This is a genomic window from Nocardioides sp. GCM10023255 (genome assembly GCF_042653125.1).
GTDB lineage: Bacteria > Actinomycetota > Actinomycetes > Propionibacteriales > Nocardioidaceae > Nocardioides.
The window spans coordinates 198814-217851 of the sequence record NZ_JBHSHU010000012.1 but is presented as its reverse complement, the minus strand read 5'-3'; the positions used below and the strand labels follow the sequence as shown (position 1 = coordinate 217851).

The 19038-nt window shown below is 73.9% G+C and carries 16 protein-coding genes; 9 read left to right on the top strand and 7 right to left on the bottom strand.

Going from position 1 to position 19038, the window contains the following annotated elements; all coding sequences use genetic code 11:
• Position 1 precedes the first annotated feature (1 nt).
• Genes ACFO9I_RS20460 through ACFO9I_RS20440 form a run of 5 tightly spaced genes read left to right on the top strand, consistent with a single transcriptional unit; the run spans position 2 to position 5814 of the window.
• On the top strand, positions 2-658 hold the full coding sequence (locus tag ACFO9I_RS20460; RefSeq protein ID WP_379184280.1) for a nucleotidyltransferase domain-containing protein: 657 nt from the start codon (positions 2-4) through the stop codon (positions 656-658).
• A gap of 54 nt (positions 659-712) precedes the next feature.
• A complete protein-coding gene (locus ACFO9I_RS20455) occupies positions 713-1906 on the top strand; it encodes a cysteine desulfurase family protein (protein ID WP_379184278.1) in 1194 nt (397 codons plus the stop codon).
• Positions 1903-3012, top strand: a complete 1110-nt coding sequence (gene mnmA, locus ACFO9I_RS20450; RefSeq protein WP_379184276.1) for a tRNA 2-thiouridine(34) synthase MnmA — start codon at positions 1903-1905, stop codon at positions 3010-3012. The genes ACFO9I_RS20455 and mnmA overlap by 4 nt, the downstream gene beginning before the upstream one ends.
• Positions 3009-4022, top strand: a complete 1014-nt coding sequence (locus ACFO9I_RS20445) for a methionine synthase (RefSeq protein ID WP_379184274.1) — start codon at positions 3009-3011, stop codon at positions 4020-4022. Before mnmA ends, ACFO9I_RS20445 begins: the two co-directional genes overlap by 4 nt.
• A gap of 31 nt (positions 4023-4053) precedes the next feature.
• Positions 4054-5814: a type 1 glutamine amidotransferase domain-containing protein gene (locus ACFO9I_RS20440; protein ID WP_379184272.1), complete on the top strand. Its 1761-nt coding sequence runs from the start codon at positions 4054-4056 to the stop codon at positions 5812-5814.
• A 69-nt stretch (positions 5815-5883) separates the two neighbouring features.
• Here ACFO9I_RS20440 and ACFO9I_RS20435 read toward each other — a convergent pair whose 3' ends face one another.
• The 3 genes from ACFO9I_RS20435 to ACFO9I_RS20425 all read right to left on the bottom strand — a co-directional run bounded on the left by ACFO9I_RS20435 (position 5884) and on the right by ACFO9I_RS20425 (position 8907).
• Positions 5884-7524 (bottom strand): MFS transporter, encoded by a 1641-nt coding sequence (locus ACFO9I_RS20435; RefSeq protein ID WP_379184271.1) that lies wholly within the window; start codon positions 7522-7524, stop codon positions 5884-5886.
• Positions 7525-7555: 31 nt separating this feature from the next.
• Positions 7556-8158: a TetR/AcrR family transcriptional regulator gene (locus tag ACFO9I_RS20430; protein WP_379184269.1), complete on the bottom strand. Its 603-nt coding sequence runs from the start codon at positions 8156-8158 to the stop codon at positions 7556-7558.
• 122 nt (positions 8159-8280) lie between these two features.
• Entirely contained in the window at positions 8281-8907 is a 627-nt protein-coding gene (locus ACFO9I_RS20425) for an alpha/beta hydrolase (RefSeq protein ID WP_379184267.1), read from the bottom strand.
• 39 nt (positions 8908-8946) lie between these two features.
• On the opposite strand from ACFO9I_RS20425, the gene ligA reads away from it, so the two are divergent.
• Positions 8947-11103, top strand: a complete 2157-nt coding sequence (gene ligA, locus ACFO9I_RS20420) for an NAD-dependent DNA ligase LigA (protein ID WP_379184265.1) — start codon at positions 8947-8949, stop codon at positions 11101-11103.
• Positions 11104-11153: 50 nt separating this feature from the next.
• Here ligA and ACFO9I_RS20415 read toward each other — a convergent pair whose 3' ends face one another.
• Genes ACFO9I_RS20415 through ACFO9I_RS20400 form a run of 4 tightly spaced genes read right to left on the bottom strand, consistent with a single transcriptional unit; the run spans position 11154 to position 15177 of the window.
• Entirely contained in the window at positions 11154-12257 is a 1104-nt protein-coding gene (locus tag ACFO9I_RS20415) for a hypothetical protein (RefSeq protein ID WP_379184263.1), read from the bottom strand.
• Positions 12250-12768 (bottom strand): SigE family RNA polymerase sigma factor, encoded by a 519-nt coding sequence (locus tag ACFO9I_RS20410; protein WP_379184261.1) that lies wholly within the window; start codon positions 12766-12768, stop codon positions 12250-12252. The genes ACFO9I_RS20415 and ACFO9I_RS20410 overlap by 8 nt, the downstream gene beginning before the upstream one ends.
• A 55-nt stretch (positions 12769-12823) precedes the next feature.
• Positions 12824-13843, bottom strand: a complete 1020-nt coding sequence (locus tag ACFO9I_RS20405) for a cobalamin B12-binding domain-containing protein (RefSeq protein ID WP_379184259.1) — start codon at positions 13841-13843, stop codon at positions 12824-12826.
• A complete protein-coding gene (locus tag ACFO9I_RS20400) occupies positions 13840-15177 on the bottom strand; it encodes a PP2C family protein-serine/threonine phosphatase (RefSeq protein ID WP_379184257.1) in 1338 nt (445 codons plus the stop codon). The genes ACFO9I_RS20405 and ACFO9I_RS20400 overlap by 4 nt, the downstream gene beginning before the upstream one ends.
• A gap of 541 nt (positions 15178-15718) precedes the next feature.
• Between ACFO9I_RS20400 and gatC the strand changes: the two genes are divergently transcribed.
• From gatC to gatB, 3 genes are read left to right on the top strand one after another with little or no spacing between them, the layout of a single operon-like run.
• Positions 15719-16018 (top strand): Asp-tRNA(Asn)/Glu-tRNA(Gln) amidotransferase subunit GatC, encoded by a 300-nt coding sequence (gene gatC / locus ACFO9I_RS20395; protein ID WP_379184255.1) that lies wholly within the window; start codon positions 15719-15721, stop codon positions 16016-16018.
• Positions 16015-17529 (top strand): Asp-tRNA(Asn)/Glu-tRNA(Gln) amidotransferase subunit GatA, encoded by a 1515-nt coding sequence (gatA, locus tag ACFO9I_RS20390; RefSeq protein ID WP_379184253.1) that lies wholly within the window; start codon positions 16015-16017, stop codon positions 17527-17529. Before gatC ends, gatA begins: the two co-directional genes overlap by 4 nt.
• A complete protein-coding gene (gene gatB, locus ACFO9I_RS20385; RefSeq protein WP_379184251.1) occupies positions 17526-19022 on the top strand; it encodes an Asp-tRNA(Asn)/Glu-tRNA(Gln) amidotransferase subunit GatB in 1497 nt (498 codons plus the stop codon). Before gatA ends, gatB begins: the two co-directional genes overlap by 4 nt.
• Positions 19023-19038: the final 16 nt, after the last annotated feature.

The window sequence follows — 19038 nt, the reverse complement described above, 5'->3', positions numbered from 1 at the left end:
CGTGACGGCCCGCGAGCCCCTGCCCCGGACGGCCGAGGACGTGGCCGAGGACGAGGAGTTCTTCCGGCGGTACGGCCCCTGGGCGCCCCTCGACCCGGCCGGGCTGGCCGACTTCATGAGCGGGTTCCCGCGGCCCTGGTGGATCGTGGGCGGCTGGTCGATCGAGGCGTTCACCGGGGCGCCGCGCGAGCACGAGGACGTCGACCTCTCCATCCTCGCCTGCGACGTGCCGCGGCTGCGCGAGCACGTGGGGGACCGGTGGCACCTGTGGAGCAACCACGGCGGCACCCTGCGTCCGCTCGACGACCGGTTTCCCGAGCCGATCAGCGTCGAGAGCCAGATCTGGGTGCGGGCCGGCGCGCAGCACCCGTGGATCATCGACCTCCCGATCACGCCGGACCGGGACGGCCTGTGGACCAACAAGCGGATGCCCGACCACGTGGCCCCGCTCGAGGAGGTCACCTGGGTGGCCGCGGACGGCATCCGCTACCTGAAGCCGGAGATCGCGCTGCTCTACAAGGCCGCCCTGGCCCGGCCCAAGGACGACCGCGACCTCGACCGGACCTGGCCGCTGCTCGGCGACGCGGCCCGTGCGTGGCTGCGCGACGCCGTCCTCCGGCTCCACCCTGAGCACGCCTGGCTGGAGCGCCTGGCCTGACGGTCCCCGGCGGTTGGGCGCCGCAGCCGGGGGCGCCGTACGCTGGTCGGTGCGATGACCACCCGTACCGCCTACCTCGACCATGCCGCCACCACGCCGATGCGTGCTGAGGCCGTTGAGGCGATGACGCGGCACCTGCTCGACGTGGGCAACCCCAGCTCGCTGCACGCGTCCGGCCGCAAGGCCCGTCGTGTCGTGGAGGAGTCCCGCGAGACGATCGCACGGGCCCTGGGCTGCCGTCCCGGCGAGGTGGTCTTCACCTCCGGGGGCACCGAGGCCGACAACCTGGCCCTCAAGGGCATCTACTGGTCCCGACGCGCTGCCGACCCGTCCCGGACCCGCATCCTGTCCACCGCCGTGGAGCACCACGCCGTCCTCGACGCGCTGGACTGGCTGGCGGAGCGCGAGGGTGCCGAGATCGAGCTGCTGCCGGTCGACTCCCGGGCCCGCCTCGACGTGGACGCGCTGCGGTCCAGCGTGGAGCGCGACCCGGGCTCGGTCGCGCTCATCTCGGTGATGTGGGCCAACAACGAGGTCGGCACCGTGCAGCCCATCGACGAGGTCGTCGCGATCGCCGCAGAGCACGGCATCCCCGTGCACACCGACGCCGTCCAGGCGGTCGGGGCGGTGCCGGTGGACTTCGCCGCCTCCGGCGTCGACGCGCTGACCCTGACCGGCCACAAGGTCGGCGGGCCCTACGGCGTGGGCGCCCTCGTCGTACGCCGCGAGGTCGAGGTCACCGCGCTCGTGCACGGGGGCGGCCAGGAGCGCGACATCCGCAGCGGCACCATCGACACCCCCGCCATCGCCGGCTTCGCCGCCGCCGTGGAGCTTTCGGTCAAGCAGCAGGCCGACCACGCCGTCCGGGTCGGCGCGCTGCGCGACGACCTGGTGGCCCGGGTCATCGAGGCGGTCCCCGACGCGCACCTGCACGGCGCCGCGCTCGACCCGACCGGCGTGCACCGCCTCCCCGGCAACGCCCACCTCGGCTTCCCCGACTGCGAGGGCGACAGCCTGCTGATGCTGCTCGACGCCCGCGGCATCGAGTGCTCCACCGGCTCGGCCTGCTCGGCGGGCGTTCCCCAGCCCTCCCACGTCCTGCTGGCCATGGGCTGCACCGACGAGGCCGCCCGGCACTCGTTGCGGTTCTCCCTCGGGCACACCTCCACCCAGGCCGACGTCGACGCCCTCGTCGAGGCCATCGCGCCGGTGGTCGACCGCGCCAGGATGGCGAAGAGGCCGGCATGAGGGTCCTCGCCGCCATGTCCGGCGGCGTCGACTCGGCCGTCGCCGCAGCCCGCGCTGCCGAGGCCGGCCACGACGTCACCGGCATCCACCTCGCCCTGTCGCGCAACCCCGCGTCGTACCGCTCGGGAGCCCGCGGCTGCTGCACGATCGAGGACAGCAACGACGCCCGCCGGGCCGCCGACGTGATCGGCATCCCCTTCTACGTCTGGGACCTCTCCGAGCGCTTCCACGAGGACGTCGTCGAGGACTTCATGGACGAGTACGCCGCCGGCCGCACGCCCAACCCGTGCCTGCGCTGCAACGAGAAGATCAAGTTCGCGGCCGTGCTGGACCGCGCCCTCGCGCTCGGCTTCGACGCGGTCGCCACCGGCCACTACGCGCAGCTGCGCACCGGCGCGGACGGGCTGATCGAGATGCACCGGGCCGTCGACGCCGGCAAGGACCAGTCCTACGTCCTCGGGGTGCTGGACCAGCAGCAGCTCGCGCACTCGCTCTTCCCGCTCGGCGACTCGACCAAGACGGCTGTGCGGGCCGAAGCGGCCGAGCGGGGCCTGCTGGTGGCCGACAAGCCCGACAGCCACGACATCTGCTTCGTCGCCGACGGTGACAACGCCGGCTGGCTGCGCGAGAAGCTGGGCGAGCGCGCCCCGAACCACGGCGGCGACATCGTCGACGAGGCGTCGGGGGAGGTGCTCGGGCAGCACGACGGCACCTACGCCTACACGATCGGCCAGCGCAAGGGGCTGCGGATCGGCCGACCGGCGCCCGACGGCAAGCCCCGCTTCGTCCTCGACATCGAGCCGGTCAGCGGCACGGTCACCGTCGGCCCCCGCGAGCGCCTCGCCGTCGACGGGCTGACCGGCATCCGCCCGCGCTGGTGCGGCACCGTGCCCGGCCGGCTGGAGGGCACCGTCCAGCTGCGCGCGCACGGCGAGGAGCACCGGGCGGTGGTGACCGTCGGTGCGGCCGGCCACGAGCTGGACATCGAGCTGCTCGACCCCGCCTACGGGATCGCGCCGGGCCAGGCGGCGGTGCTGTACGACGGCACCCGCGTGGTCGGGTCCGCCACGATCTCCGCGACCCGACGGGACCGGGTGGGCTCATGACGATCGCCACCGGCGTCGGGTCGATGCCCGGCGAGGACCAGCGTGCCTACGACGAGGCCGTGCGCCTGGTCCTCGGCGAGCTGCCCGACCTGCCCCACCTGCCCGAGGTCCCCGGTCGCGGGGCGATCGCCACCATGACCGGTCGGGCGCTGGCGGTCGTCAGCGAGCTGGGCGCCGACCTGCAGCCCGCCGGCTGGCGGCTGACCGGCAGCGACGGCCCCGGGATCGACCACCGGCGCGCGCGCAGCCTGCTCGGCCAGGACCTCGACGGCCTCGAGGAGCTGGCCGAGGGCGCGCTGCCGGTCGAGGGCGGCGCGTTCAAGATCCAGGTCGCGGGTCCGTGGACGCTGGCCGCGACCGTCGAGAAGCCGCGCGGCGACCGCGTGCTCAGCGACGTCGGTGCCCGGCGCGAGCTGGCCCAGGCCCTCGCGGAGGGGCTGCGCGTCCACGTGCGCGACGTACGCCGGCGGCTCCCCGGGGTCGACCGGCTCGTCGTCCAGCTCGACGAGCCCGTCCTGGCCGCCGTCCTCGCCGGCCGGGTGCCGACCGCCTCCGGCTTCCACCGGCACCGCAGCGTCGACCTGCCGCACGCCTCGGCGGCCCTGGAGTGGGTCCTCGCCGCGATCGCCGAGGAAGGCGCCGAGCCGTGGGTCCACACCTGCGCTGCCGGCACGCCCCTGGGCCTGCTCCGGGGCGCGGGCGCCCGCGGCCTCTCGGTCGACCTGTCCCAGATGAGCGCCGCCGACCACGACGTGCTGGCCGAGGCGCTGGAGGCCGGCGAGAGCGTCGCGCTGGGCGTGCTGCCGACGACCCCACCCGCAACCGCGCCGACGCCGGGCCAGCTGGCCGAGTCGGTGCACCGGTGGCTGGACATGGTGGGTCTCGATCCGGCAACGACCGGATCCGGCCTGGTGCTCACCGCAACCTGCGGGCTGGCCGGTGCGTCTGAGGAGTGGGCGCGCCGTGCGCCCGCGCTCCTGCGCGCCGCCGCGCGGGAGCTCACCGGCTGACCCGCTCTCGGGGCGGAACACAGGGGGAACGATGACGAGACGACTGCTGGCGACCGGGAGCCTGGCCTTGCTGGTCGTGGGCCTGCTCGCGACCGGGGCGAGCGGCAGCGGCCCGGCCGCTGGTGCGGGTGACGTGCCGATCACCCAGCGGGCCATCGCCGCCGTGGCGCTCGACCACCTGCCGGCGGAGCCGAACCACCTCCAGGCGACGTACACCGACCGGCGCTCGCCGCGGGGCCTGCTCGGCGCCGACCTGCGCTACGGGTACGGCGGCGAGGACGACGGCGACCTGGTGCGGGTCACCCTGAGCCCCGAGGTGACGCCGCACCCGTGCCGCGGCGACGGTGCGGACGGGTGCGTCCGGCTCTCGGACGACACCACCGGTCGGGCCTTCCTGCTCTGGGACGTCGAGGAGCCCGAGGAGGACCCCGGCTACGTCGCCGTGGTGCTCCAGCGCGAGGGCGAGCAGGTCGTGGCGCTCACCGCGGGCGAGGTCATCCGCAAGGACCCCCGCAAGCAGCAGCTGCGGGTGCCGGTCCCGACCCTCGAGGAGCTCGTCCGTGACGACCGCCTCCACCTGATGACCACCCAGGACGTCGTCGACGCCGGGGCCGACCTGCAGGACTGGAGCGGCGGCGAGCCGGACCCGCACGCCTACGACCTCCTCCCGGCGACCGACTACGCGCTGGCCGTTGCCTACCCGTTCCTCAACGGCGGCTACCTCTACTACGCCCGCCCGCGGACCTCGCCGGTCAAGGCCGACTTCGGGGTCGGGGCGGTGGGCGGCCGGGTGCACCGCGAGGGCGACGGCCAGTTCCCGGGGCGTGCGATCGACGTGCTGGCCTCCCGCGGCGGCCCGGCCTGGCTGGCGACGGACCCGTGCCGCACGGCCCGCTTCAAGGGGCACTGCGTGGAGCTGTCGGGACGCCGTGGCCCGCGCTACCTGGCCTGGGTGCCGGGCCGGGCTGCCGAGGGCGGCGAGGTGTGGGGCCTCCAGCTGCGCGCCCGCCAGGTGGTGGGTATCCGGCTCTCGGGCTTCAAGGCCCCGAGTCGCGCCAGCGGGTGGAGGCGCGCACCGAGTGGTTCCTGGTCAAGCGCGTGCTCGGCAGCCGGACCGTCGGGGTGCGCGTCGAGAAGCGGCTGCTCGACTTCGACCTCGAGGCGGCCCAGGACGCCGGGCGTTGAGCCCAGGGGCATCGCTCACCGGGTGGCGGGTACTCAGGAGGGAGACAACCGAGCCCCGAGAGGAGTGCCCATGAGCGACCTGACCGGCAAGAAGGTGGCCATCATCGCCACCGACCACTTCGAGGAGGCCGAGCTCGTCGAGCCGCGCGACGCCCTGACCCGGGCGGGCGCCGAGGTGAGGATCTACTCCAGCGGGACCGATCCCATCCAGGCCGTGGAGGGTGACACCGAGCCGAAGCAGAAGATCGAGGTGGACGGCACCTTCGACGACCTCGACACCGGTGCGGTGGACGCGGTGGTGGTGCCCGGCGGCACGGTCAACGCCGACACGATCCGCACCGACGCGAAGGCGCAGGCCATCGTCCGGGCCGTCACCGAGGCCGGCAAGCCGCTCGCGGTGATCTGCCACGCGCCGTGGCTGCTGGTCTCGGCCGGGCTCGCGAAGGGCCGGCGGCTGACGTCGTACTCCAGCCTCGCCGACGACGTGCGCAACGCCGGCGGTGACTGGGTCGACGAGGAGGTCGTCGTGGACGGCAACCTGATCACCAGCCGCAACCCCGGCGACCTGCCGGCGTTCATCAAGGCCCTGGAGGACGCGCTGTCCTGAGCCGCACCCTCGAAGAGACGAGGGCCCGGTCACCACTGCGGTGACCGGGCCCTCGTCGTACGACGGGCGTCAGCCCACGTGCACGGCACCCTCGGGGCCGTCGGTGGCCAGCTCCTCGTGCTTGACGTCGAGGAAGACCCAGATGAGCAGCGAGGCGAGCAGGATCATCCCCGAGCCCACGAGGAACGCGTGCGTCGCGCCCTCCGTGAACGTGGCCTGGAAGCCGGCGGCCTGCAGGAACGACAGCGACGTCCCGGGCACCTGCGCCGTGGGGTCGATGCCCGCACCCTGGGCGGCCTGCGCCAGGCCCGGACCGATCTCGTCGGCACGGGTGTTGGTGAAGTGCAGGGAGACCGTGCTCAGCGTGGCCAGGCCGAGCGCGCCACCGACCTGCTGCATGGTGTTCAGCACCCCGGACCCGATGCCGGAGTCCTCGGGACGGACGTGGTGGACCGCCGTCAGGGTGAGCGGCACGAACGTCATGCCCATGCCGATCGACATCATCACGATGAAGGGCAGGATCGAGGTCCAGTAGTTCACGTCGGCGCCGGCCGGGGTGCCGCTGGCGATCGCCTGGACCACGGCAGACGGCGAGTCGTCGATCGCGAGCCTCGAGAAGCCGAAGAGCGCGCCCGCGGCGAGCAGCGTGCCGACCCCGGCGATCCAGCGCGGGTCGATCCGGGCCACGAGGTTGGACGACAGGCCCGCGCCGATCACGATGCCGACCGAGAACGGCAGGAACGCGAAGCCGGTGCGCAGCGGGCTGTAGCCGACGAGCTGCTGGATGAACAGGCTGAGGAAGAAGAACATCGCGAACATCGCCGCGGGCACCAGCATCATCACGACGAAGCTGGTCGCGCGGGTGCGGTTCTGGAGGATGCGGATCGGCAGCAGCGGGTGCTCGACCCGGGACTCGACCCAGGCGAAGAGGCCGAGCAGCGCGACACCGGCCGCGAGCGAGGCGATCGTCCACGGGTCGTCCCAGCCGTGCGCGGCCTCGCCGGCGCGGGTCAGGCCGAAGACGATGCCGAGCAGGCCCAGGGTGCCGGTCAGGGCGCCGGGGATGTCGAGCTGCCCGTGGTGGGACTCGGACTCGGCGAGCAGGCGCGGGGCCAGCGCGGCCGCGGCCAGGCCGATCGGCACGTTGATGAGGAAGGTCAGCCGCCAGCCGCTGAACTCGAGGCCGCCGACGCCGTCGAGGCCGGTCAGCCAGCCGCCGAGGATCAGGCCGACCGCCGCGCCCGCGCCGGACATCGCGGCGTACACCGCGAAGGCGCGGTTGCGCTGCGGGCCGGCCGGGAAGGTCGTGGTGATCAGCGCCAGGGCAGCGGGGGAGGCCAGGGCGGCGCCGAAGCCTTGCAGGCCCCGGGCACCCAGCAGCAGCGCCTCGTTCTGGGCGAGGCCGCCGAGCAGCGAGGCGACCGCGAAGACGATCAGGCCGGTCATGAAGATCCGGCGCCGGCCGTAGAGGTCGCCGAGGCGTCCGCCCAGCAGCAGGAGGCCGCCGAACGCCAGCGCGTAGCCGGTGACGATCCAGGACAGGTTCGCCTGGGAGATGTCGAGGTCCTGCCCGATGTAGGGCAGGGCGATGTTGGCGATCGTCGCGTCGAGCACGACCATCAGCTGGGCGACCGAGATGAGCACCAGGGCCCATCCGAGGTGGGCGTGCTGCCCGGGGGCGCGCGCCTCGGTCTGGGTGACGTCGGTCATGAGAGAGGTCCTTCGGTGTGTGTGGATCCGGTCAGCGCCGGCCGGTGGCGGCCGGGAGGATGATCTGGTCGATGACACGGGTGATGAGCGCCTCGTCGGGCAGCTCACCCATGACGTACATGCGGTGCAGGACGATGCCGGCGAGCGCCGGCGCGAACAGGTCGATGTCGACGCCCTCGGCCAGCTCGCCCCGGTCCCGTGCCCGCTCGAAGACGGTGCGGGCGATCTGGGACTTGGGGCCGATGACGTCGCGGCGGAACGCCTCGGCGAAGTCGCGGTCGCGGTGGATCGCGGTGAGGACGCTGGCGAACGTCCCGACCGACTGCTCGTCGGTGAGGCCGCCCATACCGCAGAACGAGGCGATCAGGTCGCCGCGCAGCGAGCCGGTGTCGGGCACCTCGGGCGTGGTCTTGACCGAGAGCAGGGCGTCGATGACCAGGCTCACCTTGCCGTTCCAGCGGCGGTAGAGCGTGGCCTTCGATGCCTTGGCGCGGGTCGCGACCGCGTCCATCGTGAGCCGGTCGTAGCCGACGTCGGCCAGCACCTCGAGGGTGGCGTCGAGGATCTGCTGCTCACGGTCGCCCTCGACGCGGGGTCGGCTGACCGCGGTGTCGGTGGCGGGGGCGGGTGTCATGGCTCTCCTGCGTCGATGAAACGAAACGGTTTCGTTTCGTCGAACAGGGTAGGCCGGGGCACCATTCCCCCTCGACCGAATTACCCCGGGTGGTCTGGTCCACCCGGCCGGCTTGCCCGGGGTCAGCCCAGCTGGGCGAGCGCCGCCTCCGCGGCGACGTCGTTCCAGGCCGCGACCCGCTTGAGCATGTAGTGGCCGACCGGTCCCATGTCCCGCAGCTCGGCCCGCGCGGCCACGCCCCGGGCGCGGGCGACGAACGCCTCCGTGGCGCGGTACGACGTGATGTGGTCGCGCCGGCCGTGGGCGGCCACGAGCTGCTTGCCGGCCAGGGCGGTGACCGGCTCGTCGGCCGGGAACCACGGCGCCAGGCCCACCACGCCGACCACCGACGGGTCGTCGGCCACGTGCACGGAGGTGCGTGCGCCCATCGAGTGGCCGAGCAGGACGACCGGGACGTCGCCGTGCGCGCGTCGTACCTGCTCGAGGGCCCGGCGCCCGTCCGCGACCGGCCCGCTGCCGCCGTTCCAGCCACGCTCGCGGTAGCGCAGCAGCCAGGTGCTCGCGCCCGCCGCGTGGACGCGCGGGGCGATGGCGCGCTGCATCGCGGCCGTACGCCGCCACGAGGCGCTGCGCCCGTCGACCGGCGTCGTGGAGCGCTCCTTGCCGCCGTGCAGCATCAGCACCACCGCGCGCGGGCGCCCGGGCGGGTCGAGGACTCGGAGCGAGGGGTCGGTCACGGTCGTCTCCACGGCTGCCACGTCGGTGGTTCGGAGCCGCCCCGCGCGCGGATGGGCCTTCGCGGGTGTCGGCGTCACCGGGCTGTCGGTGGTGTTCGGCAAGATAGACCCGTGGAGAAGACCGACGCTGCCCCGACCCCGGCGACCGACGAGGCCCGGGACGAGCACCGGCTGCTCACCGAGGAGGTCGAGGAGGCGCGCTGGCGCTACTACGTCCTCGACGACCCGACGCTCTCGGACGCCGACTTCGACCTCAGGATGCGACGGCTCGAGGAGCTCGAGGAGGAGTTCCCCGAGCTGCGTACTCCCGACTCGCCCACCCAGAAGGTCGGGGGAGCGGTCTCGACCGAGTTCACCGCGGTCGACCACCTTCAGCGGATGGAGAGCCTCGACAACGCCTTCTCGGCCGAGGAGCTCGCGGCCTGGCACGCCCGGCTGGCCCGCGACGGCGTGGCCGACCCCGCCCTGCTGTGCGAGCTCAAGGTCGACGGCCTGGCCATCAACATCCTCTACGAGGACGGACGCCTGGTCCGCGCGCTGACCCGCGGTGACGGCCGCACCGGGGAGGACGTCACGCCCAACGTGAAGACCATCGACTCGGTGCCGCACCGGCTCACCCCGACCGACGAGTTCCCCGTGCCGGCGCTGGTGGAGGTGCGCGGCGAGGTGTTCCTCCCGGTGGAGGCGTTCGAGCGGCTCAACGCGTCGATGGCCGACGCCGGCAAGCCGATGTTCGCCAACCCTCGCAACGCGGCCGCCGGCTCGCTGCGGCAGAAGGACCCCCGGGTCACGGCCACCCGCGCGCTCGGCATGGTCTGCCACGGCATCGGCGCCCGGAAGGGCTTCGAGCCCGCGTCGCAGTCCCGGGCCTACGACGCGCTCGCGGCCTGGGGCCTCCCGGTCTCCGACCGGGTCCGGGTGCTCTCCAGCCTGGCCGAGGTCGAGGAGTTCATCGAGCACTACGGCGAGCACCGCCACGACGTCGAGCACGAGATCGACGGCGTGGTGGTCAAGGTCGACGACGTGCAGCTGCAGCGGCGGCTCGGCTCGACCAGCCGGGCCCCCCGGTGGGCGATCGCCTACAAGTACCCGCCCGAGGAGGTCAACGCCGAGCTGCTCGCGATCGAGGTCAACACCGGCCGGACCGGGCGGGTGACGCCGTTCGGCCGGATGGTGCCGACCCGGGTGGCCGGATCGACGGTGGAGATGGCGACGCTCCACAACGCCCACGAGGTCAAGCGCAAGGACGTGCGGCCCGGTGACACGGTCATCCTGCGCAAGGCCGGTGACGTGATCCCCGAGATCGTCGGGCCGGTGCTGGCGCTGCGGCCCGAGGGGCTCCCGGAGTGGGTGATGCCGACCGAGTGCCCCGCCTGCGGCACCCCGCTGGTGCAGCAGAAGGAGGGCGACAAGGACCTGCGTTGCCCCAACCACCAGAAGTGCCCGGCCCAGGTGCGCGAGCGCATCTTCCACGTGGCCGGCCGGGGTGCCTTCGACATCGAGGGGCTCGGCTACGAGGCGGCCGTGGCGCTGCTCGAGGCCGGCGTGGTGACCGACGAGGGCGACGTGTTCGACCTCGACGAGGCCGCGCTGCGCCGCGCGCCGCTGTTCACGCGCGCCCCGAAGAAGGACGAGGGCGACCAGCCGGTGCTCTCGGCCAACGGCCGACGCCTGCTCGACAACCTCGGCAAGGCCAGGCAGGTGCCGCTGTGGCGGGTGCTGGTGGCCCTCTCGATCCGCCACGTGGGGCCCACGGCGGCCCGCGCGCTGGCCACCGAGTTCGGCTCGATGGAGGCGATCCGCGCGGCCACCGAGGAGGAGCTCGCCGCGGCCGAGGGGGTCGGGCCGACCATCGCCGAGTCGGTGATCGAGTGGTTCTCGGTCGACTGGCACCGCGACATCGTCGACAAGTGGGAGCGCGCCGGGGTCTCGATGGCCGACGAGCGCGACGAGTCGACCCCGCGCACCCTCGAGGGGCTGACGGTCGTGGTGACCGGTTCCCTGGTCGACTTCAGTCGCGACTCCGCCAAGGAGGCGATCCTGGCCCGCGGTGGCAAGGCCGCCGGCTCGGTGTCGAAGAAGACCGACTACGTGGTGGTCGGGGAGAACGCCGGCTCCAAGGCCGACAAGGCCGAGCAGCTCGGCGTGCCGGTCCTCGACGAGGATGCGTTCAAGCGGCTGCTCGACGGGGGACCGGACGCTCTCTGAGCGACGTCACGGCGCCGGCCCGGGGGCGCGGCGCCGTGACGGCAGTGACGTCAGGAGCCGTACGGGTTCCCGCCGAGCTTGAGCTGCCCGCCGCCCTCGACGGTGTACGCCGTGCAGTCGCCGCCGACCGGCGTGCAGGTCGAGAGCGTGTGGCCGCGGACCTCCATGGTGTGACCGTCCGGCGTCCAGCCGAGGTCGTCCAGGGGGCCGGCGACGTCGCGTTCGCGCCCGGTGCGGGCGTCGTACACGACCGCGGCCGGGCCGTCGTCGCCCATGCCCTCGTTGTCGAAGGCGTGCAGGTAGCGACCGTCGGGTGAGAAGAACGCGTACCACCCCCTGCGCAGCGGCACGGTCCCGGTCACCCGGCCGTCCGCCATGGCATGGACGGTCCACGCGTCCCCGGCGTCGCGGGTCGCGTAGGACCCGTCCGCGGCCTCGAACACGCCGTCGGTGCCGGGGACCTCGTGGGCCCGTCCGGTCCGCCAGTCCACCTCGGTCCACCGGCCGTCGAAGTGCACCCACACCGTGTCGCCGTCCAGCACCACCGGGGGTGCCTCCCAGCCGCCCCACGTGAACGTGCCGTCGACGGTGACCCGGGCCAGCTCGGTGTCGGAGACGACGTCGTGGACCACCACGTCCCAGCGGTCGCCGTGCGCCGCGGCGTACGCGAGGTGCGTGCTGTCGGGCTCCAGGCCGACGATCCGGTCGCCCGTGGTCACGTCGATCGCGGACCGTGCGCCGTCCGGGGTCACCAGCGTGTAGTGGGAGTCGCCGGCCGCATCGGTCGCGGCGCGGTCTCCGCTGCGCACGACAGCGCCCGCGGAGGTGTAGTAGACGGCCTTGACCGGCTCCCCGAGGTCGACGACCCGGCCGCCGATGTGGAGGTCGGACCCGATCGCGAAGGCGCCGGTGGAGGCGAAGTCGGACGTGGTCCCGGCGGGCTCGACGGCGCGGTCGTCGTGGCGGAACGCGTCCGTCGCCAGCGTGGCACCCGAGCCCAGCACGGCCAGCGCCGCCGCCGCGGCGACCACGACGGCGCCGCGCCGGCGCCGGCGCAGGGTGCGCCCGCGGGCGAGGACGGCCCCGGCGGCGGGGGTCGGGACCTCGAGGGAGGAGGCCTCCTCGTGGAGGAGCGTGGAGAGTCGTTCAGTCATGGAGGGCTCCCAGGGTCTGGGGGACGACGGCGTCGCCGAGGAGGCCGCGAAGGCGGGCCAGCGCGTCCGAGGTCTGGCTCTTGACGGTGCCCTCGCTGACGCCGAGGGCGGTGGCGACCTCGCGGACGCTGAGGTCGTCGTAGTAGCGCAGGACGACGACCGCCCGCTGTCGCGGCGGCAGCATCCGCAGTGCGCCGACGACGGCGGGCCGGCTGCTCGGGTCGTGGTGGAGCTCCTGCTCCGGCAGCAGCTCGGTGGGGTGCTCGTTGCGCCAGGACCGGCGCCGGAACCACGACGCGGCCGTGTTCGCGAGCACGACGCGGGCGTACGCCGGTGCGGCGGCGAGGTCCTGCACCTTGCGCCAGGACGCGTAGGTCTTGGCCAACGACGTCTGCACCAGGTCCTCGGCGAGCTGGTGCTCGCCGAGCATGAGATAGGCGGTGCGGTAGAGCCCCGGCCAGGTGGCATGGACGAACTCGGTGAACTCGTCGTCCGTCAGTGGTCGTGCCATCGATCCTCCTCGAGTGGTCACCACGAAGGATGCGGTGGGTCCCGGATCGGTTGGGTCACACCCCGTCGAGGAGGCGGACGGCCTCGGGGTGGTCGTGCAGGCGCTGCCGGAGTGCCTCCTCGGTGACCCGTACCGCGCCGGGGGGCGCGCCGCGTCCGGCGAGGACGCCCTCCAGCCAGCCGCGGTTCTCCGCGACGACGCGGGGGTCCTCGGTCAGCAGGGCGCCGGCCAGGCAGTCGACGAGGTGGGGGACGAAGGTCGCGAGCACCACCCGCCAGTCGTCGACGCTGGTCGCCCCGGTCCCGGTGTCCAGGCCCAGGGTGGCGCCGATCGCGGCGATGACGTCCCGGCTGATGGTGTCGACCTCGGCCTCGATGCTGCGCGCCTCCAGCGCGCCCGGGTGCCGCAGGGCCGGGACGGGGGCCGCGTGGACGGGCAGGGAGGCGACCAGCCGCACGGCGTCCTCCGGCCTCGGGGCGAAGCCGGTGGCGCCGAGCCGCTGCGCCCGGACCCCGTCGTCGTCGAACGCCCGGCCGCCGACCACCACCGGTGTCCCGGTCCCGCGCACCGCCTCGATCGCGCGGCGGACCCGGGGCAACGACGAGGTCAGGGAGGCGCTGAGCAGGACCGCCCGCGGGCCGGTGTCGAGGATCGCGCTCACGAGGTGGTCACGCGAGGCGCTGGGCCCGAGGTAGGCCACGCGGCAGCCGTGCGCCTGCAGGCCGACCGCCACCACCAGGGCCGGGAGCGAGTGCCACTCGCGCTCGACGCAGGCGACGGCCAGCAGCGGACCGGTGTCCACGGGGGCGAGGGTGTCGCCGAGCCGCCGGACCACCGCCTCGTTCACCGCGGTGGCGGCGTGCTCCCTGGCCACGGTCCACTCGCCGGCCGCCCACAGGGCGCCCACCCGGCGCTGGGTGGCGATGACCAGCCCGTCGAGGAGCACGTCGAGCGGGACCCCGCGCTCCCGGACCGCTGCCGCAGTGGCGTGCGCCGTCCGCTCGTCCCCGGACGCGACGGCCGACCAGTAGGCGTCGAGGTCGGCGCCCTCCACCGCGGCCGTCGCCCCGGTCACGGGGAGTCCGGGCTGAACTGGGCCGCGAGCAGGGCGATGTCGTCGTGGGCGCGTTCGCCGAGGTGGTCGGACACCGCGACGGCCACCGACTCGATCAGGGCGGACGGCGGCAGGCCACCGAGGTCGCGCAACGCCGCCCGGAGGCGGTGGTCGCCGAACAGGTCGTCGGCGCCACGGGCCTCGGTCACGCCGTCGGTGTGGACGAGCAACGTGTCGAGCGGCCCGAGCTGCACCTGCGTCTCGCCGTAGACGGCGCCGTCGAGCAGGGCCAGGGCGACCCCGTCGGCGGTCACCTCCTCCAGCGTGCCGTCCGCCCGGACCACCAGCGCCGGGGGGTGCCCGGCGTTGGCGAGGTCGACGCGCAGGTGGCCGTCGCAGGGACGCAGGCGGGCGCAGACGCCGGTCGCCATGCCCTCGGAGAACTCCTCGGCCTCGGCCACGAGCACCCGGTTGGTGAGGCCCAGGATCCAGCTGGGTGCGCGGTCGACGTGCGAGGCGGTCCGGACCGCGTTGCGGATCCGCTTGGCGTGGACCGCCGCCTCGACGCCCTTCCCGGCGACGTCGCCGCACAGCAGGATCAGGTCGTCGTCGGGGCCGTGCACGTCCAGGAAGTCCCCGCCGAGCTCCTGGGACTGGTGGGCGACCCGGTAGTACGTCGCGAGCTGGAGGCCGGGCACGCGCGGCATCTCGGCAGGCGCGAGCGAGCGGCGCAGCACCGAGGCGACGTACCGACTCTCCGCCACGACGAGGGTGGCGTCGAGGCCGACCGCGACGCGGGCGGCGAGGTCGTCGAGGAAGTTCTGGGCGTCGCCGAAGCCGAACCCGGGGGCCCGGCCGATCACCAGCACGCCGAATGAGCGCCCCCGGGCCGCCAGCGGCAGCACCGCGAGCTGCTCGGTGCCGAGCGCGTCGACCTCGGCCAGCAGGTCGGGGTCGGGGAGGAAGGCCGCGAGCGCCTCGCGCCGCGCGGGCCCGCCCGCTGGCACCACGACGTCGTCACGAAGCCCCCGGCGCAGGGCGTTGTCGAGGTCCACGGGCGTGCCGTCGACCAGCCGCGAGGACCGGCTGCGCAGTGGTCCGTCCTGGACGGCGCCGGCCACCAGCTGCCACTGGCCGGTCCGCACGACCACCTGGGCGACGTCGACCATCTCCTCGAGCAGCACCGCGACCAGCGTCTCGAGGGCACGTTGCGGGTTCTGGATCGCCGAGACGGTGCGGGACAGGCGGAGCAGGAACTCCGCGCGCGTGGAGGCCTGCGCGAGCCGGGCCCGAGGCTCGGCCGAGCGTGACTCGGCGAGCAGACGTGCGTGCCGCTCCCGGACCGAGGTGGTCACCGCTGCTCCCGCCGTCGCGCGCAGGCCCGAGTGGCGTATGCGTCCCGTGCGCGGATTCTAGGCGGAGCCGGGAGGGATCCGGGCACCAACGGGCGTGAAACCACGAAGGTCCGCCCCAAAGGGTGAAGCGGCACGGCCACTCCGGTGGCGCGGATTCTCCACGCACCACGCGCCCCGCACACCGGCACCGGGGCGCGCGACGCCCGGTCGCCACCTGGCTGACCGCGCCCGGGCAGCGTGCCGCCGCGGGCCACGGTGCCCGCCCCCGAGCACGGCCGGTCGACGCCGAGCCGCTCCGGCGGGTCGTCGGACACCCCGTCCCCGACGTCCTCACCGCCGGCGGACCGGTCCGCGCCCTCCGAACCGTCCCCTGGCACGACCCAGCGTGGCTCCCACCCCGGCAAGCCGCCGTGGGCCGCGTCCCACGGGAAGCGGACCAAGGACGGCGAGCACCGCCCAGGTCAGGGCTGACGGACGTCGCGCCGCCGCCCGGTGCCGGGCGGGGGGAGCCGCCGCGCCGGGCTCTCCTAGGATTGAGCCCATGCCCGATATCACCCGCGACGAGGTCGCCCACCTGGCCGACCTCGCCCGGATCGACCTCGACGACGCCGAGCTCGACCACCTCGCACCGCAGCTGTCGGTGATCCTGGAGTCGGTGGCGTCGATCAGCGGGGTCGCCGGCGAAGACGTCCCCCCGACCTCCCACGCGATCCCGCTGACGAACGTCTTCCGCGACGACGTCGTGCGCCCGTGCCTCACCGCCGAGCAGGCGCTGGCCGGCGCCCCGGCGCAGGAGCAGCAGCGCTTCGCGGTGCCGCGCATCCTCGGGGACGAGCAGTGATCCGCCGTACGGCGGCCGAGCTCGCCGACGCGCTCGCGGCAGGGGAGACGACCTCGGTCGAGGTCACCCGCGCCCACCTCGACCGGATCGCCGAGGTCGACGGCGCCGTCCACGCGTTCCTCCACGTCGACGCCGAGGGTGCGCTCGCGCAGGCCGCCGCGGCCGACGAGCGCCGGGCGGCGGGCAACCCCGCCTCGGCCCTCGACGGCGTGCCGATCGCGGTCAAGGACGTGCTGGCCACCGAGGGCCTGCCCACCACCTGCGGCTCGAGGATCCTCGAGGGCTGGATCCCGCCGTACGACGCCACCGTCGTCGCCCGGCTGAAGCAGGCCGGCCTGCCGATCCTCGGCAAGACCAACATGGACGAGTTCGCCATGGGCTCCTCCACCGAGCACTCGGCCTACGGGCCCACGCACAACCCGTGGGACCTCGACCGGATCCCCGGCGGCTCCGGAGGCGGGTCGGCCGCTGCGGTCGCCGCGTTCGAGGCACCACTGGCGATCGGCACCGACACCGGCGGCTCGATCCGGCAGCCCGGTGCCGTCACCGGCACGGTCGGCGTGAAGCCGACGTACGGCGGTGTGTCGCGCTACGGGCTCGTCGCGCTCGCCAACTCCCTCGACCAGGCCGGCCCGGTGACCCGGACCGTGCTCGACTCCGCGCTGCTGCACGAGGTGATCGGCGGCCACGACCCGCTCGACTCCACCAGCATCGACCAGCCGCTCCCGTCGCTCGTCGACGCGGCCCGGCAGGGTGCGGCCGGCGACCTGACCGGCGTGCGCATCGGCGTCGTGAAGGAGCTCGGCGGGGACGGCTACCAGGCCGGCGTGCTGGCGCGCTTCCGGGAGTCGGTCGACCTGATGGTCAAGGCCGGCGCCGAGGTCGTCGAGGTGTCCTGCCCCAGCTTCGTGCACGCCCTGGCTGCGTACTACCTGATCCTGCCGGCCGAGGCCTCCAGCAACCTCGCGAAGTTCGACGCGATGCGCTACGGCCTGCGGGTGCTGCCGGAGCACATCGAGAACCCGAGCGCCGAGGAGGTCATGCGCGCCACGCGTGACGCCGGCTTCGGCGACGAGGTGAAGCGCCGCATCATCCTCGGCACCTACGCGCTGTCCAGCGGCTACTACGACGCCTACTACGGCCAGGCGCAGAAGGTCCGGACCCTGATCAGCCGCGACTTCGCCGCCGCGTTCGACAAGGCCGACGTGCTGGTGTCGCCGACCGCTCCGACCACGGCGTTCAAGCTCGGCGAGAAGCTCGACGACCCGATCGCGATGTACCTCAACGACCTCGCGACCATCCCCGCCAACCTGGCCGGCGTGCCCGGCATCTCGGTGCCGAGCGGGCTGGCCGACGAGGACGGGCTCCCCGCGGGCGTCCAGGTCCTCGCCCCGGCCCTGGCCGACGACCGGCTCTACCGGGTCGGCGCCGCCCTCGAGGCGGCGCTGCTCGAGCAGTGGGGCGGCCCGTTGCTCGACAAGGCCCCTGCCCTGGAAGGAGCGGCCCGATGACCGCCGATGTCCTGGTCCCCTTCGACGAGGTGCTCGAGCGCTTCGACCCGGCGCTCGGCCTCGAGGTCCACGTCGAGCTCAACACCGCTTCGAAGATGTTCTGCGGCTGCCCCACGGAGTTCGGCGCCGAGCCGAACACCCAGGTCTGCCCGACCTGCCTCGGTCTCCCCGGTGCGATGCCCGTCGTCAACGGCAAGGCCGTGGAGTCGGCGATCCGGATCGGCCTCGCGCTGAACTGCCGGATCGCGGAGTGGTGCCGGTTCGCCCGGAAGAACTACTTCTACCCGGACATGCCGAAGAACTTCCAGACCTCCCAGTACGACGAGCCGATCGCCTTCGACGGCTACATGGACGTCGAGGTCGACGGTGACACGTTCCGGGTCGAGATCGAGCGCGCCCACATGGAGGAGGACACCGGCAAGTCCCTGCACGTCGGCGGTGCCACCGGTCGCATCCACGGCGCCGACTACTCGCTGGTCGACTACAACCGCGCCGGCATCCCGCTGATCGAGATCGTCACCAGGCCGATCGTGGGCGCCGGCGCCAAGGCGCCGGAGATCGCCAAGGCGTACGTCGCCCAGCTGCGCGAGCTGATCGTCGCGCTCGGTGTCTCGGACGCCCGGATGGACCAGGGCTCCATCCGCGCCGACGTCAACCTCTCGCTGGCCCCCAAGGGCTCGGGGGTGCTCGGCACCCGCACCGAGACCAAGAACGTCAACTCCCTGCGCTCGGTCGAGCGGGCGGTCCGCTACGAGATGTCGCGGCACGCAGCGGTCCTCGAGGAGGGCCGGTCGATCCTGCAGGAGACCCGGCACTGGCACGAGGACACCGGGATCACGACCAGCGGTCGTGAGAAGTCCGACGCCGAGGACTACCGCTACTTCCCCGAGCCGGACCTGGTGCCGGTGGCGCCGTCGCGCGAGTGGGTCGAGGAGCTCCGCGGCACGCTGCCGGAGAACCCCACCCAGAAGCGGGCCCGCCTGCAGGCCGAGTGGGGCTTCTCCGACCTCGAGATGCGCGACACCGTCGGCGCCGGCGCGCTCGGCCTGGTCGAGCAGACCATCGCGGCCGGTGCGACCCCGCAGGCGGCGCGCAAGTGGTGGCTCTCGGACATGGCGCGACGCGCGAACGAGGCCGGCGTGGAGCTGACCTCGCTGGCCGTCACCCCGGGTGACGTCGCACGCGTCCAGGCGCTGGTGGACGAGGGCAAGATCAACGACAAGCTGGCTCGCCAGGTCTTCGACGGACTGCTGGCCGGCGAGGGCACACCCGACGAGATCGTCGAGTCCCGCGGGCTCGCGATCGTCTCCGACGACGGCGCCCTCGGGACCGCGGTCGACAACGCCATCGCAGCCAACCCCGACGTGGCGGACAAGATCCGCGACGGCAAGGTCGCGGCGGCCGGCGCGCTCATCGGCGCGGTCATGAAGGAGATGCGCGGCCAGGCCGACGCCGCCCGGGTCCGCGAGCTGATCCTGGAGAAGCTCTCCTAGGACGTCGAGTCGGCGC

Coding starts and splice junctions, on each gene's coding strand:
- gatB (WP_379184251.1), top strand. CDS start 17,526: ATGACCGCCGATGTCCTGGTCCCCTTCGACGAGGTGCTCGAGCGCTTC.
- mnmA (WP_379184276.1), top strand. CDS start 1,903: ATGAGGGTCCTCGCCGCCATGTCCGGCGGCGTCGACTCGGCCGTCGCC.
- gatC (WP_379184255.1), top strand. CDS start 15,719: ATGCCCGATATCACCCGCGACGAGGTCGCCCACCTGGCCGACCTCGCC.
- ligA (WP_379184265.1), top strand. CDS start 8,947: ATGGGCCTTCGCGGGTGTCGGCGTCACCGGGCTGTCGGTGGTGTTCGG.
- ACFO9I_RS20435 (WP_379184271.1), bottom strand. CDS start 7,524: ATGACCGACGTCACCCAGACCGAGGCGCGCGCCCCCGGGCAGCACGCC.
- ACFO9I_RS20415 (WP_379184263.1), bottom strand. CDS start 12,257: ATGACTGAACGACTCTCCACGCTCCTCCACGAGGAGGCCTCCTCCCTC.
- ACFO9I_RS20440 (WP_379184272.1), top strand. CDS start 4,054: ATGACGAGACGACTGCTGGCGACCGGGAGCCTGGCCTTGCTGGTCGTG.
- ACFO9I_RS20430 (WP_379184269.1), bottom strand. CDS start 8,158: ATGACACCCGCCCCCGCCACCGACACCGCGGTCAGCCGACCCCGCGTC.
- ACFO9I_RS20445 (WP_379184274.1), top strand. CDS start 3,009: ATGACGATCGCCACCGGCGTCGGGTCGATGCCCGGCGAGGACCAGCGT.
- ACFO9I_RS20455 (WP_379184278.1), top strand. CDS start 713: ATGACCACCCGTACCGCCTACCTCGACCATGCCGCCACCACGCCGATG.
- ACFO9I_RS20410 (WP_379184261.1), bottom strand. CDS start 12,768: ATGGCACGACCACTGACGGACGACGAGTTCACCGAGTTCGTCCATGCC.